Raw genomic sequence first — 14604 nt, forward strand, 5'->3', positions numbered from 1 at the left:
CTGCCCCTGTGTCGTATTCAATATCGTATCGTCACATGTATGCTCCTCTCTGGTGACTCCTTGTGATGGCGCTTTTTGAGGGCGCTCTCAGGGAGTGGCTATCGTTTTCTGCCTGCCGGAAAATAGTATCTGAATGCGAATATAACTACATTTATATACTATATTTACTACCAAAAAACTCGTCCTGTCGTGTGGCTGTAGTAGTATCAGATAATTGATCAAAATTCTCTGTTTTGTAGGTTTTTCGAAGCTACTGAGGCGTAACGTTACAACATTAGAGCTGTAGAATAACAGTATTTGAATATATGTCTGTCTCTGTATATAAATATCGTCTATTCAAAAGTAGCTGTTAAAAGTATAAAAAATATATACTGTTTTCTAATATTGTATTATATATCGAGGGGCAGACTCATCGGTGTCTTGAGCTCACCCGAGATTGACGTTGATTGCTTTCGTCTGAGTGAATTCCTCGATGGCTTCGGCCGCGTTCTCCCGGCCGGTACCGGACTGCTTGTAGCCGCCGAACGGCTGGCCCGCTGAAACGTCGTTGTAGTGGTTCACCCAGACGACGCCGGCTTCGAGTCGCCGAGCGGTTCGGAGCGCCTTGGTAATGTCGTTGGCGATGACACCGGCGGCGAGCCCGTAGTCCACGTCGTTCGCGCGCGCAACCACTTCGTCTTCGTCACTCCAGGAGAACGTCTCCATGACCGGACCGAATATCTCTTCCTGGACGGAGGGATGGTCGTGGTCGATATCGTCGATGACTGTCGGCTCGTAGAACGCACCGCTGTCCAGCGCGTCGTCGTCGGGCATTCCCCCGCCGGTTCGAATCGTCGCGCCGCTCTCGCGAGCCGCCTCGACGAACTCGTGGGTTCGTTCGACCTGCTCGTCGGAGACCTTCGGTCCCATATCTGTCGATTCGAGCAACGGGTCACCGACGGTCATGCCGGCGGCGGCCTCGGTGAACGCGTCGAGGAACTCCGCTTCGATGTCCTCGTGGACGAACAGGCGCGACCCGGCCGCACAGCACTCGCCTTTGTTGAAGAAGATGGCCATCATCGCCGCTTCGACGGCCTCTCCGAGGTCGGCGTCGGGATAGACGATGACCGGACTCTTCCCGCCGAGTTCCAGCGTGGTCTTCTTGATGTCTTCCGCCGAATTTCGGATGATTTCTCTCCCAACGTCGGTCGACCCGGTGAAGGAAATCTTCGGCACGTCTTCGTGCGTCGAGAGGGGTTCGCCGGCGTCTTCACCGTACCCTGTCACGACGTTGATAACCCCGTCGGGGACGACGTCGTCGACGAGTTCCATCAGCTTCAGGATAGACAGCGGCGTCTCTTCGGAAGGTTTGAGTACGACCGTGTTGCCGGCCGCAATAGCGGGACCGATCTTCCAGATGGCGATCAACAGCGGAAAGTTCCACGGGACGATGGCTCCGACGACTCCGTATGGCTCTTTGATCGTGAACACCTGTTTCTCCCGGTCGAAGAGGTCGTTCGTCTGTCGCGTCTCGCCGTTTACCGAGCGGGCAGCGGCAGCGTAGTATGTGAGGTGGTCGACGACCAACCCCATATCTCCCATCGCCTCGGTAATCGTCTTCCCCGTATCGAGGACTTCGAGCGTTGCGAGCGCCTCCTGATTCTCCTCGACGGCGGCCGCTATCTCCGAGAGAACGCGCTGTCGTTCGCCCGGGGAGGCGGTACCCCATCCCTCGTCGAACGCCGACTGCGCTGCCTCGACGGCGCGGTCGATATCTGCCGCGTTCCCGGCCGGGACCTCTCCGAGAGCCTCTCCCGTCGTCGGGTCGCGGGTCTCGATCGTTTCGTCGCTGTCTCCCGGAACGAACTCTCCGCCGATGTAATGAGAGAGGTTCTCGGGAAGCGCGTCAGATGCTGCCTCCCGGTGTCGCTGTTTGATCTCACTTTCCGTCTCTGCGGAACTATCACTTGCTGTACTCATGGTGCTGACAGTGACAATATTTACCACGACGCATTAAATAGTTAACTGAAACTGTATTATATTTCACTACTATTCTCTCTCACACGCTATATTTTAACCAAGTTAGCGAACTTCGGATGATGAATTAATACGCCAATCTCCTTCTACCGTTGCCTCTGATTCTGACTGGGTATACGTGGATATGGTGTGTTGCCTGTCGACTGGAACGCGATGGTCGAATCCCTTGGTGAAGTTGTTCAGACAAAAAGTGCCACAGAACCCTTGGAGAACACTTATATCCGTTGCGAACGGCACTTGTGAATAACATACTACAATGCTCAACGGGAACGATTTCGAGTTTGACCTCTCGCCCCGAGATGTCGCTATTCTCAAAGCGAGAGTGAAATATCCCGAAAAACCAGTGAGTAAACTTCGAGATATCCTGGAAGAGGAGTTCGACATCTCACTGTCACACAACCGTGTCAACGAGATTCTCAACGAGATGCGGGCGGAGGACATGTTCTCGATGCGGGCGATCCCGAATCGGAACATCTTCGAGTACTATCTCTTTCAGGTTGCCTTTCATTACTCGAATTTTGATGAAAACTGGGAACGGTGTTACAAAAAGTTGCTCGACGACCCACACGTTATGCTGTTCTGTAGTGCCGACGACTACCACGAGTGGCAGTTCGTCGCGCAGTTTGCCTCGCCGGAACAGAGCGAGGAGTGGCGCCACGAGTTCGTCAAAGAGTACGGCGATTTCATCGCCCAGGTCGACAAAACGGCGTTCCCGACGGTCCACAAGTTCGAGACGGCTGCAGCCGTATTCGACGATCTGCTCCGTGACATGGGTGGCGAGGAGTATCTCGGTGAAGTCGACCAGCAAACTGGTGAGCAAGAAGACACCGACCGGGTCTCCGTGAACCAGTGAAACGCTTATTTTCCTCGCTCTCGGACTGTGGGTAGAGGCACCACGCCACACGTACGGCGCTGTCGTGACGGGTGATACAGCATGACCACGAAATCACAAGCAGAACACGAGCAGACGAAAGCCCGCCACGCCGATCTCGCCGCTGCCTTACTGCCGGACGGGCCGCTCGAACACTTCGTCGGTGGGGAGTGGCATGCCGAGAGCGGAACCGATACGTTCCCCTCGATAAATCCGACCACAGGTGAGACACTCGTCACTGTTTACGAAGGCACGAAAGACGATGTCGACCGCGCCGTCGATGCGGCCTGGGATGCCTACGAGAACCGGTGGTCGGAGAGCACGCCAGCGGAACGACAGCAACTCCTCCAGGAGATGGCCGCCCGACTCGAGGCACGGGCCGACGATTTCGCACACATCGAGGTTCTCGACAACGGGAAACCGATAACGGAGGCCCGGCAGGACATCGATCTCGCCGTCGACCATCTCCGCTATTTCGCGGCGGCGGCCCGCAATCTCGAGGGAAAGACGGTCCCGCACGGCGACCTCCACATTCAGACGAGACGGGAACCGTACGGTGTCGTCGGACAGATTGTCCCCTGGAACTTCCCGCTGTTGCTCGCCGTCTGGAAACTCGCGCCGGCGCTCGCGGCCGGGAACGCCGTCGTCCTCAAGCCGGCCGAGCAGACGCCAGTGTCGCTGTTGACCTACATGCGCGAAATCGAGGATATCCTCCCGGACGGCGTTATCAACGTCGTCACCGGTTTCGGGCCAGAGACGGGGTCGCCGCTGGTCTCACACGACCGGATTCCGAAGGTCGCGTTCACCGGGTCGACGGAAGTGGGGCGGGGCGTAATGAAGGCCGCTGCCGATACGATTAGCGACGTGACGCTGGAACTCGGCGGGAAGAGCCCGCTGGTCATCGCGCCCGATGCCGACCCCGCCACTGCGGCCGACGTTGCCGTCGACGCGATGTTCTTCAACGGCGGGGAGTGCTGCAGTGCCGGGACCCGTCTGTTCGTCCACGAGTCGGTCGCCGACGAGTTCGTCCCCGCCTTTCTCGATGCGGTTCGTGACCTCCAGATGGGCGACCCGCTCGACGACGCGACCGACCTGGGACCACAGGTCAGCCGTGCTGAAGTCGAGAAGACGCTTCACTACATCAATCTCGCACAGAATTCAGACGCGACGATTCTCCAGGGCGGTGGCGTCGTCGAGGAAGGGCTGTTCGCAGAGGGCTGTTTCGTCGAGCCGACCGTCGTCACCGGCGTCGACGCCGACAGCCCAATCGTCACACAGGAGATTTTCGGGCCTGTCGAGGTGATTCTCGAGTGGGACGACTACGACGAGATGATTGCACGCGCGAACGACGTGGACTACGGGCTCGCCGCCGGCGTCGTCACTGACGACCTCTCCTTTGCACACAACATCTCACGGGACCTCAAAGCCGGGAACATCTGGGTGAACACGTTCAACCGGCTCCCACCCGGCCAGCCCTTCGGCGGCTACAAACAGTCCGGCATCGGCCGAGAGGGTGCGATGGAGACGCTCCGGGAGTACACGCAGACGAAATCGATAACGATGGATCTGGGCGAGGGTCAGTAGCCGCTGAGGTTGAACTTGCCCATCTGCGTGTACGTCGTGATACCCGAGGCGTGTGGCACCTCGTCAGTCGGAGCCTCCATCAGCAACCAGAAGAAGACCTCCTCGCCCTGAATCGGCTCGCCGTCGACGTACTGTGCGGGGTGATAGAACTCGAGTTCCGGAACCGGGTTCTCCGGGTTGGCCCGGATTACCTGGCCGATTTCGTCGTCTTTTGGCCTGACGACGACGACCTCCTTCAAGTTATCCAGCGGGATGTCGATGGTCTCCGGCCCGTCGGGGTTCGTGAACCGGACCAACATCTCTTCGCTCACCTCGTTGCTGCCGAGGTAGAACTCCTCTTCGGGAGTCTGCCACTCGTCGCCGTCGAATATCCTCGTCTCGACGCCGTCGGTCGTCCCCGGGGTCGGCTTCGTCAGCCAGTTTTCGAGGTAGTACTGCGCTGGCCCGTCGTTTTCGCGCTCGCGGTACTCGTAGAATTCGTTGACGTATCCGGGTCCGTGCCGCTGGAACACCGGCATGAAGACGCCGTCCTCGTAGAACTGGTAGTTGATGTAGTAGTTGTACGGCGCAAAGCGGTGCCCGGAGTGGAAGTCGCGGGCGTTCTCGACGGCACCGGTATGGTAGTGCGTACGGATGTTGAACCCGCCCGGTCGACTTTCATTCGAGGGGTACTCGGTCTTACCGAGGATACCCGGACCACCGAGACTGAGGCTGTGGATGTCCCAGTAGATGAGTTCGCCGCTGATGACCGGCTCGTTGTCGGGGAACATCCACTCACGGGTGTTCCGGCCGTTCCGCCTGGGCATGTCGTAGCAGGTGGACGTGCTGTAGGGGGCGGTCAGCGAGAAGACCGGCTTGCCGTTGAAGTCCGCGCTCACCTCCGCACCGACCGTCCGGGGCCCGCTCCAGTTGATCGACCAGCCGTCCTGTTCGAACTCCTGAGCCGGTTCCTCTATGCGGTGGTAACCGTTCGGAGCCGTAATCTGTGGCCGTTGCATCATCGGCGGCTCCGGAACTTCGCCGAGGACAGTCTCGCCCATTGTCGCGGTGTTCTGGGCCATCCTGTGTGTCGGGTGCTCGGCGAAGTCGTTGACGATATGGACGTCGAGCAACTCGGCCTCCTCGCCGGTCACGTCCATGAAGCCGCTGACGACCTTGAGCTCGCCGCCGTCCATCACGAAGTACGCGAGGTTTGAGGCCTCGCCGTGGCCGTAGTCGCCGTAGCTGGTGATGATTTCCGCGGCCTTGACCATCGGGTACCACTCGTTGCCTTCGAGGTGCTGCCAGATCTCCTCTTTGTCCAGCATCTTCTCGTGGCGGGCCCGCTGGGTGTCGTTCCAGTCGCCTCTGGTCCAGGTCACGTCGGTCGGCTCGTTGATCTTGAGACCGACGAGTTCGTCGGTCACCCGGTCGACGAGTCCGTAGGCGACCTGTCGATCCGTCGCGGTGACTTCGAAGGTCCCTGAATCGGGGCCACCCTCGACGGTCATCCCTGTGGTCCCCTGGACGCTGACGGCGTCGAGCCGGTTCGTCAGCGGGTCGTACGCCTCGAAGGACGCGACCCAGTCGCTGGCGACTTCGTTTACCCGGGGGTCGGCGACAAGCGCCTCAACGGCCTGCCGTTTCCGGTAGGCCCACAGATCCTCGAACCCGAACTCACTCACGTCGCGGGGACCGATCCGCCGCGCGGACGTAATTCGTTCGCCGGGCTCTGGTGGGTCTTCGGGCTCGTCGTCCGAGTTGTCCGAATCGTTCTGTCCCGGCGTTGGCGTCGAATTCGGGGTCGACGTGTCTGCTGGTGTGTCGTCGGTCCCGTTGTCCGACGTACTGCACCCGGCGAGTGACGCGCCCGCTGCCATACTCATCGCTGCGATAAACCGCCTCCTGCTTGTACTTTTGAGTTGCTCACGAATGTCGTCGTCTGACATGGCCTACCACATTATGCTATCAGCTCTCACTTATATATTTGGGTGATGGTTAAATCGACAATCTCTCTATAGTATGGCGAGTCCTCCTCGCAAAAACACCTCTCACTGGCCTGTCTCGGACAACCAGAACAGATGGTTGAATTCGAAGTCCCCCCACAGATCCAAGCTGTGGGGTTCCGTCTGTGTCGTTGACCGTCACGCCCGCCCAAAATTCAATATAATTGACCAATTTCGAGATAATACATCTCATTATATAACACAACACTCCCCAATTCACGCATAGTATAACCTGCCCTTCAAAAGTTATAATATGGTCGTCTCAGATAAGTGTACTGTCAGCAATGGACAACCATCGGCGGCGCACTATTCTTCGAACTGCAGGTATCGCACTCACCGGTGCCATCGCGGGCTGTAGCGGCGGCGAGAGCACTGACGACGAAACGACTGACGACGAGACAACCGACGTCGAGAGCGACGAAACCGAACAGCCGGCGGAGACATCGACCACGACGGCCGACGACGGCACTCAGAGCCCGCCGTCAGTCGACGAATTTCTCGCGGAGACGAGCAACTACGAGTCTATCGAGGACAGGACCGGTACGGATTCCGTAGAGGTGCAGGTCGGCACCGAAGCAAACGGCGCGAACTTCGGTTTCTCACCCCCCGCAATCCGCATCGACCAGGGAACGTCGGTCACGTGGGTCTGGACGGGAAATGGCGGAATCCACAACGTCGTAGCGAGATATGGTGCCGATTTCCGGAGCGAACAGACGGACGAGAGCGGTCACACCGTCACGGAATCGTTCGACGAGAGTGGGACCGTCCTGTACGTCTGTGATCCGCACGAAGGTACCGGGATGAAAGGCGCAATTGTCGTCGAGTAGCCGAACACAGGTCCGGGTGCCTCGTCGACCACCTGAACGGACGAATAAGTTTTTGTGCGACTGCGTGCACGTGACTGGTATGGATATCGATCTGCCGGGTACCGACGAGAACCGACTGTTCGACACCCACGCCCACCAGCCGACGAGCGAGTTCCTCCACGACGCCGGCGGCGAGATGATGCAAGACGCCGCCGATCGGTTCGGGACGACCCTCGACACCTGGGACTACGAGGAGATGCTCGACGAGTACCACGACGCGGGCATCGGCGGTGCCGTCCTGCTCGGGTGGGACGCCGAGACGAACACCGGCAACCCCCCCGTTCCGAACGACTACGTCGCGGAAGTGCGCGACGAATACCCCGACTTCTTCGTCGGCTTTGGCAGCGTCGACCCGCTGAAAGACGATTGTGTGCAGGAGGCGATCCGATGTGTCGAGGACCTCGGTCTCTCGGGGTTCAAGTTCCAGCAAATCGCCCAGGGCTTTGACCCCTCTGCCGACCGGCACGACCACCTCTGGAGCACTATCGAGGACCTCGGTGTCCCCGTCGTCTTCCACGGTGGGAACTCCACGCTCGGGGCCTGTAGCGCCGGTGGCCGCGGCCTCAAGGTCAAGTACGGTAATCCGATGCTCATCGACGACGTGGCCGCAGAACACCCGGACCTCCAGATCCTCATCGCACACCCCGCCTATCCGTGGGAGAAAGAACAGCTCGCCATCTGCCAGCAGAAGGGCAACGTCTACATGGACCTCTCGGGGTGGATTCCGAAATACATCGACGAGCAGGTGCTTCAGTACGCGGGCTCGCTGCTCAAAGACAAGGTGATGTTCGGCACCGACTACCCGATGATCGACCCCGAGACCTGGCTTACCTCCTTTGCCCAGGACACGGAGTTCAGCGAGGAGGTACAGCGGAAAATCCTCTACGAGAACGCCGAGGAGTTTTTCGACCTCTAATCAGGAATCGAAATCCGGTTTGCGGCCGTTCAGAAACGCGTCGACTCCCTCCTCGTGCGCGTCGGTGTCGTAGGCCATCGACTGGAGGCGGGCTTCCTGCTTGAGACCGTCACCCCAGGAGTGGCCGAGATTGTCGTGGATGGCTTCCTTTGCCAGCCCGATGTTCGCAGTCGGGCGATCTCGGAGCGTCTCGAGGAGTTCTCCGACGCGGTCGTCCAACCGGTCGTCCGGAACGGTCTCGTTGACGAGGTCGAGGTCGGCGGCCTCGCTCGCGTCGATGAGTTTCCCGGTAAAGGCCAGTTCCTTCGTCTTGCGCAACCCGATGAGGCGTGGCAGGATAGCCGTTGCACCCATGTCTGGCACGAGACCGACGTTGATGAACGACGCGCCAAACCGGGCAGAGTCGGCGGCGTACGCGAAATCCGACACCGCGACCAGTGACATCCCGGCACCGACGGCGTCGCCGTTGACTTTCGCGACGATAGGGACAGGGGCTGAGAGCGCGTTCTCGGCGACGCGACCGAGCGTCGTCCGGACGCGTTCGTACGCTTCGGGCGTCGTCTCCTCGCGTTCGGCCATCGCCTCGATATCGCCGCCCGCGCTGAACGACTCGCCGTCGCCGGTGATGAGGACTGCGTCGTGGTTGGCGGGGTCGAGGTCGGCGAGAGCGTCGGCCAACTCGCGGGCGACGGCGGCGGTCATCGCGTTTCGAACGTCTGGACGGTCGAACGTAATCTCTCGAACAGTGCCGTCGTCGATGCGCATGTGCGTACTCGCGTGTGCGGACACTTTGTTCTAGTCATCGTCGTCGGCCCGCTGATCGCTGGACTCGTCGGCGCCGGTCTGGAACAACTGCGAGAACAGCGCGTGCTGGGCACGATGGAGTCGCTCGATGAACGCGGATTTGCTGATGCCCATCGCGTCGGCAACCTCGTCGGCCGTCACCTCTCGCGGAACGGTAAAGTACCCCATGTTGACGGCCTGGCGCAGACTCTCTTCCTGGGCGGGTGTGAGGTCCCACTGCTGTGCGATGGAGTCGTCCTCTTCGGACCGGAGCGCGTAGACGCGCTCCAGCTTGACACCGACGGTCTCGCCGGCGGTCTCCATGACCGACCTGAGAACCTCGTGGCCGACGACGGCTCCCGTCAGGATGGCGTTCCCGTCCTGGTAGGTCAGCGACTCGACCATGAAGCCGGCGCTGATGAGTTCGTGAACGACACACTGGTGTAAGGACAGACAGCGGTAGCTGTAGCGGCCGTCGCTTGCCGACTGGTAGAGATAGCGGATGCGGTCGTCATCGTCAAGGAACGCTGTGAGTTCATCGTTCGGCGCGGAACTGAACCGCAAGAGGACGTTTCCGTCGTCGCGCAAGAGCGGTGGCGCCCCGTCGATGACGCCACTGGTCGCCCGACTCGCATCCGCCAGTGGGCAGTCGTCGCCCTCGATTCGAAACTCCGTCATCAGGCACTCGTCTATCATTACCCGCAGTATTACGGCCAACTATATATAAAACCCGTCTATGGGCGGCACAATTAGTAAGGGATACCACCCCTAACGTTGTGATGAACCATGAACATCGACGAAGTGAAAAACAGAGCAGGTCCACGCGAGTTCGCTCCGAAGGACGACCTCCCGGAGGAGTACAGGAAGGCCGCGACGCGAATGCTCGAGTTCCACGCCAACAGCGAGATTATGGGCGCGTACCTCGAACGGCCGTTCATCCGACAGGCACCGAGCCTCGAGCGGAAGATGGCTTTCAGCGCGAAGACTCAGGACGAAATCGGCCATGGGCAGATGCTCTACCGGGCGGCCGAATCGCTGGGCATCAAGACGCGCGACGAGATGCTCGACGACCTCGCAGCGGGTAAAGGGAAGTTCCTCAACTGCTTCCACTACCCGATGGAAAGCTGGGTCGAGACACCGATGATCGCCTTCTTCGTCGACGGCGCCGCGATGCGCCGCCAGGCGACGCTGAAGAAGTCCAGCTGGGAGCCCTACGCCCACGCGATGGACAAAATCTGCTTCGAGGAAGGGTTCCACGTCAAGCACGGCGAGGACATCCTCCGCGAGCTGATGAACGGATCGAAGAAGGAACAGCAGATGACCCAGGAGGCCTTCGAGATGTGGTGGCCGCGCATCCTGCAGTTCTTCGGCCCCACCGACGACAAGTCGTCGCACCACGACTTCGCCGCCGACGTCGGCCTGAAGGTCATGACCAACGACCAGCTCCGGAACGCGTTCCTCAACACCTACATGCCCAAGGCCGAGAAGTACGGCCTTGAGATTCCTGACGAGCCGCGCATTCGGGAGAACGGCGACGGCACTTACGAAGTCGTCGAAGATGACCTCGACTGGGACGAGTTCTTCACCATCGCGAAGAACGATTACGAGCCCGGTGTCGGTCAGATCGAAGGCCGCAAGCACGCACAGGACGCCGTCGAGTGGGTCCGCAACTCACTTGACGAGCAGGAAGCACTTGCTGCGAGTTCGCAGTCCCCACAGGCGGCTGACTAATCATGATCTGGGAAGTATTCCGACAGCAGAATGCGGGTGGCTATCACACCCATTGTGGCAACGTTCACGCACCCGACCGCGAGATGGCGCTGCTGTTCGCGGAGATTCAGCACGGCCGGCGCAAGCCGACCAACAGCCTCTGGGTCGCCCCGCAGGACGAGATCGGCGAAGTCGACACCGAGGACGCGAAGTTCGGTGGCACGACCAACAAATCCTACCGGTTCGCCCGCACGTACAACGTCGAACCGGCCGCCGAGGAAGTCGAAGCCTCCGAGAAGGAACTGACAGAGGCCGAGGAACAGCGAGGTGAGGCATAATGGCGACCACGGAGGACGTCAGTCTCGACAGCCCCGACGACCTCGACGACGAGCAGCGCGAAGCGGTGAAGGACCTGCTCCTCCGTCTGGCCGACGACGAACTCGTCCTCGCCGAGCGCTACACCGAGTGGCAGGTCCGCGCGCCGACGCTGGAGTCGGACATCTCGCTGGCCAATATCGCACAGGACGAACTGGGCCACGCCCGCCTGTGGTACAACGTCATCGAAACCTTTGGCTACGACGAGACCGACCTCATCTGGGAGCGCGACGCGGAGGACTTCCGTCACAGCACCCTGGTCGAACTCCCATTCGAGGAGGGCGACTGGGCCGATGCCGTCGTTCGGAGCTACCTCTACGACGTGGCCGAGGACATCCAGCTCCGCGCGCTGGAGGACTCGACGTACGCGCCTATCCGGGACCGTGTCGGCAAGGTCCTCGGCGAGGAGGATTACCACCTCGAGTTCGCCGAGAGCTGGATGGAACACCTCGCAGCCGACGACGAGGCCCGCGAGAAACTCCAGGACGCCCTCGACCGGCTATACCCCTACGCGCTGACGCTGTTCGAGCCCAGCGACGAGGACATCGAGGAGACGATCATGGAACTCGGCCTCCGCGACGAGGAACTCGTCGGCCTGCGCGACGAGTGGTACGACCGCGTGAGTTCCTACCTGGAATCGATCGGGCTCGAGGTTCCCGAACTGGACCTGCCCGAACAGTACGACATCCACGTCTCGCCCGATCAGCTCCCGGAGCACGTCGGTCGCGACGGCAACCACACCGACGACTGGGAAGCACTGCTCGATGAGATGACGAATACCTACGAGGAACTCGGTCGCGACTACGCTACCCGCATCATGGACGACGATGAGTAGCGAATACGAGCGACCAGAGCGAGACGACGACGCCGTGGCGTGTGGCTACACCAGCTACGACACCGACGACGATGTCGAGTACGCCGAAAAGGAGTCCGTCGACAACGAGGTCCCCGCCACCGGCACCGGTGCCGAAGGCGTCGAACGACGCGTCTGGGAGGCGCTGTACAAGGTCGAGGACCCCGAGATGCCGGTCTCCATCGTGGACCTGGGACTCATCTACGGCGTCGATGTCGACGACGGCACCGCAAACGTCGACATGACGCTGACGTACACCGGCTGTCCGGCCCGCGAGATGCTCCTCAACGAGGTCAAGCAGTCCGTGTCCGCCGTCGACGGCGTCGAGTCGGCCGAAATCACGCTCGTCTGGTCGCCCGGCTGGACGGTCGAGATGGTCACCGAACAGGGCAAGAAATCACTCCGTGAATTCGGACTGAGTGTCTAACCATGCGAAACCTAGATCCAAGCGTCGATACGTCCGGCAAGTTCGAAGCAGTCGAGTGCCCGTACTGTGGCTCGACTGAGACAGAGCGGGACCACCCGAAAGGGCCGTCGCTGTGTCGCTCGATGCACTACTGCAACGAGTGCGAGCAGCCCTTCGAGCGGTTCTCATAGGCTGGCCTCGGCCTTTGTCTGTCCCAGCCCCACCGACTCAAAAATTTGATAGTGTGTGATATCTTCACACGTTAGTCGCGTTGTGTAGTCATTCATAGCTGTCGGTCTCGTCGTCGTGGGCGGGCTGCGTCGCCGGGTTCGAATCCGGCGTGACTTCGGTACTGACGCTGGGGGGGCTATCGAACGTGACCCTAACGACCGTTCCCCGTGGCGTTCTGTCCGTGATGGTGATCTCGCCACCGGACTGTCGAACAATCCAGTAGACGAGCCAGAGTCCGAAGCCACTCCCGTGATAGAGCTGGTCGATATCGCGGGTTTCGCTGAGTATCTCCCGCTCCATCTTCGAGATGCCGGGTCCGTTATCGGCGATGTACAGTTCGACTGACTCCCCCTCAACGGTGAGACACACCGACACGTTCGGGGTGGGCTGGTCGTTGTGTTCAATGGCGTTTGTCAACAGTTCTTCGACGGCAGCGTGTAGCTCTGGGACCGCTGAAACGTACGCCTCCTCCGGCAGGTCGAGCGTGATTCGTGCCCCGGAGAACGAGTCGCGAACGTCTCTGGTCGCACGGCGGACGACCTCGACACTCTCGGTCGGCCGGGTCTGTGACGGGTATGAGAGGAACTTGATTATCTCTCGGCCTTTCTGTGTCGTCTCTAGAAGGTCGTCGACGCTATCCAGAATTGTCTCGACGTGGCTGTCAGGGTCGCCGGATTGCTGTGTGCGAATCAGGCTCCCGTGGGCCTGGACGACGTTGAGCTTGTTTCGGAGGTTGTGCCGGAGCACCCTATCGAGGGTGTCGACCAGTTGTTCGCGTTCGACGCGCTCGCTGATATCCGTCTGAATACCGACGAACCCCTCGACGGCGCCGTCTGTCGCTACTATCGGTGCAACGGTCTCGTGGGCGTGATAGAGGTCACCCGTGGCACGCTGGTTGAGTAGGTACCCTTCCCAGACATCGCCGCCGGTAATCGTCTCCCACATCTCCTCGTGGAGCGAGTCGGGTATCTCCTCGGAAAAGTACAGTTGCGGCGTCCGTCCGAGTGCCTCGTCACGGCTGTAGCCAGTAATCTCCTCGAAGGCAGGGTTGATGTAGGTAATCGTCCCGTCGGCCTCTGTGAGAACGATTGCGTGTGGGGCCGTCTCGATTGCGCGACGGAACCGCCGCAGTTCGTCTTCGCGGCACTTTCGCTCGGTGATGTCCCGGTAGGACGCCATCACTGCCCGTTCACCACCGTACTGGATTGGGGCGATGTTAATCTCGACGATGAGCGCGTCACCGGTTTTCGTCCGGAGCGAGAGTTCGTACCGCTTTGGCGGCGACTCGCCGCGTAGCCGGCGTTCGTGGCGTTCTTCGACGAGGTTTCGGTCCTCGGGTGCGATTGGCTTGAGAAACGACTCCCCGATGAGTTCTGTTTTCTGGTAGCCGACCATCGCCGCAAACCGGTTGTTGACGAAGACGTTCTTGCCGTTCTGCGTGATTGTGACGCCATCCCTGTTCTGCTCGACGAGTGCCCGGTACCGCTGGTACGTTTCCCCGACGCGCTCCCCGATTGTCTCCTCACCACGGAACACGACGAGCGCCCCACCGAACTGGCCGTCCTGAACGACGGGCGTCACCTGTGCCTCCTGCAGTGATTGCTGGGACGCGTCCGTCCTGCCAGCAGTCGTTATCACTTCGATGCGTTCGTAGTTGATAGTTCCCTGTAAGACTCCCTCGATTGCCGCGTGTAATTCTGCGATGCCGTCGACGAGGAACTGGCTACCGGTCGTGTACTCGCTCCCGAGTAGTTCCTGTCGCGCGTGACCAGTCGCTGCGACAAACGCGTCCGTGGCGTATACAATCGTCCGCTCTGTACCGACGACGAACGCGGCGTCCGACGAGTCTGCCACGACGGTCTCGCCGTCGAATACCCACCCTTCGTCCGATGTCATTCAGCGGTCACGTTGTCGAAATCATACTCGTAGCAGCACTTAAACGATTCGACAGCAGCGGCCGATCCCTCCTGAAATAGCAGTTCACGCAGATGACGGTGGAGCGAACACC

The 14604-nt window shown here is 60.2% G+C and carries 14 protein-coding genes; 9 read left to right on the top strand and 5 right to left on the bottom strand.

The features are described 5' to 3' along the window. Nucleotides 1-426: 426 nt before the first annotated feature. Nucleotides 427-1959, bottom strand: a complete 1533-nt coding sequence (locus WDJ60_RS08870; RefSeq protein ID WP_340100008.1) for an aldehyde dehydrogenase family protein — start codon at nucleotides 1957-1959, stop codon at nucleotides 427-429. Between the two features lie 400 nt (nucleotides 1960-2359). Here WDJ60_RS08870 and WDJ60_RS08875 point away from each other — a divergent pair, with 400 nt between their 5' ends. Beyond that, nucleotides 2360-2869 carry a helix-turn-helix domain-containing protein gene (locus WDJ60_RS08875; protein WP_340100009.1) on the top strand — a complete coding sequence of 170 codons (510 nt, stop codon included), beginning with the start codon at nucleotides 2360-2362 and terminating at the stop codon, nucleotides 2867-2869. A gap of 81 nt (nucleotides 2870-2950) precedes the next feature. Further along, nucleotides 2951-4471 carry an aldehyde dehydrogenase family protein gene (locus WDJ60_RS08880; RefSeq protein ID WP_340100010.1) on the top strand — a complete coding sequence of 507 codons (1521 nt, stop codon included), beginning with the start codon at nucleotides 2951-2953 and terminating at the stop codon, nucleotides 4469-4471. Here WDJ60_RS08880 and WDJ60_RS08885 read toward each other — a convergent pair. Next, nucleotides 4465-6399 (bottom strand): hypothetical protein, encoded by a 1935-nt coding sequence (locus WDJ60_RS08885; RefSeq protein WP_340100011.1) that lies wholly within the window; start codon nucleotides 6397-6399, stop codon nucleotides 4465-4467. The two genes, WDJ60_RS08880 and WDJ60_RS08885, sit on opposite strands and share 7 nt — an antisense overlap. 341 nt (nucleotides 6400-6740) lie before the next feature. Between WDJ60_RS08885 and WDJ60_RS08890 the strand changes: the two genes are divergently transcribed. Then, a complete protein-coding gene (locus tag WDJ60_RS08890; protein ID WP_340100012.1) occupies nucleotides 6741-7283 on the top strand; it encodes a halocyanin domain-containing protein in 543 nt (180 codons plus the stop codon). 79 nt (nucleotides 7284-7362) lie between these two features. Next, nucleotides 7363-8238, top strand: coding sequence for an amidohydrolase family protein (locus WDJ60_RS08895; protein ID WP_340100013.1), 876 nt, complete (start codon nucleotides 7363-7365; stop codon nucleotides 8236-8238). Here WDJ60_RS08895 and WDJ60_RS08900 read toward each other — a convergent pair whose 3' ends face one another. Both WDJ60_RS08900 and WDJ60_RS08905 read right to left on the bottom strand, forming a co-directional pair. Continuing rightward, entirely contained in the window at nucleotides 8239-9003 is a 765-nt protein-coding gene (locus WDJ60_RS08900; protein WP_340100014.1) for an enoyl-CoA hydratase/isomerase family protein, read from the bottom strand. 30 nt (nucleotides 9004-9033) lie between these two features. Next, complete coding sequence (locus WDJ60_RS08905) at nucleotides 9034-9699, bottom strand: helix-turn-helix domain-containing protein (RefSeq protein WP_340100184.1); 666 nt, start codon at nucleotides 9697-9699, stop codon at nucleotides 9034-9036. A 108-nt stretch (nucleotides 9700-9807) separates the two neighbouring features. On the opposite strand from WDJ60_RS08905, the gene paaA reads away from it, so the two are divergent. The 5 genes from paaA to paaE are packed head-to-tail and all read left to right on the top strand — an operon-like array spanning nucleotide 9808 to nucleotide 12556. Then, entirely contained in the window at nucleotides 9808-10752 is a 945-nt protein-coding gene (gene paaA / locus WDJ60_RS08910; protein WP_340100015.1) for a 1,2-phenylacetyl-CoA epoxidase subunit PaaA, read from the top strand. Nucleotides 10753-10754: 2 nt separating this feature from the next. Further along, on the top strand, nucleotides 10755-11069 hold the full coding sequence (gene paaB, locus WDJ60_RS08915) for a 1,2-phenylacetyl-CoA epoxidase subunit PaaB (RefSeq protein WP_340100016.1): 315 nt from the start codon (nucleotides 10755-10757) through the stop codon (nucleotides 11067-11069). Further along, nucleotides 11069-11941, top strand: coding sequence for a 1,2-phenylacetyl-CoA epoxidase subunit PaaC (paaC, locus tag WDJ60_RS08920; protein WP_340100018.1), 873 nt, complete (start codon nucleotides 11069-11071; stop codon nucleotides 11939-11941). The genes paaB and paaC overlap by 1 nt, the downstream gene beginning before the upstream one ends. Then, nucleotides 11934-12386 carry a 1,2-phenylacetyl-CoA epoxidase subunit PaaD gene (gene paaD, locus WDJ60_RS08925; protein ID WP_340100020.1) on the top strand — a complete coding sequence of 151 codons (453 nt, stop codon included), beginning with the start codon at nucleotides 11934-11936 and terminating at the stop codon, nucleotides 12384-12386. The genes paaC and paaD overlap by 8 nt, the downstream gene beginning before the upstream one ends. A 2-nt stretch (nucleotides 12387-12388) precedes the next feature. Continuing rightward, entirely contained in the window at nucleotides 12389-12556 is a 168-nt protein-coding gene (gene paaE / locus WDJ60_RS08930) for a 1,2-phenylacetyl-CoA epoxidase subunit PaaE (protein WP_340100022.1), read from the top strand. An 88-nt stretch (nucleotides 12557-12644) separates the two neighbouring features. Here paaE and WDJ60_RS08935 read toward each other — a convergent pair whose 3' ends face one another. Next, a complete protein-coding gene (locus tag WDJ60_RS08935) occupies nucleotides 12645-14492 on the bottom strand; it encodes a PAS domain S-box protein (RefSeq protein ID WP_340100024.1) in 1848 nt (615 codons plus the stop codon). Nucleotides 14493-14604 lie beyond the last annotated feature (112 nt).

Origin of the sequence: Salinibaculum salinum, assembly GCF_037645885.1 — an archaeon.
In the GTDB taxonomy this organism is placed as follows: domain Archaea; phylum Halobacteriota; class Halobacteria; order Halobacteriales; family Haloarculaceae; genus Salinibaculum; species Salinibaculum salinum.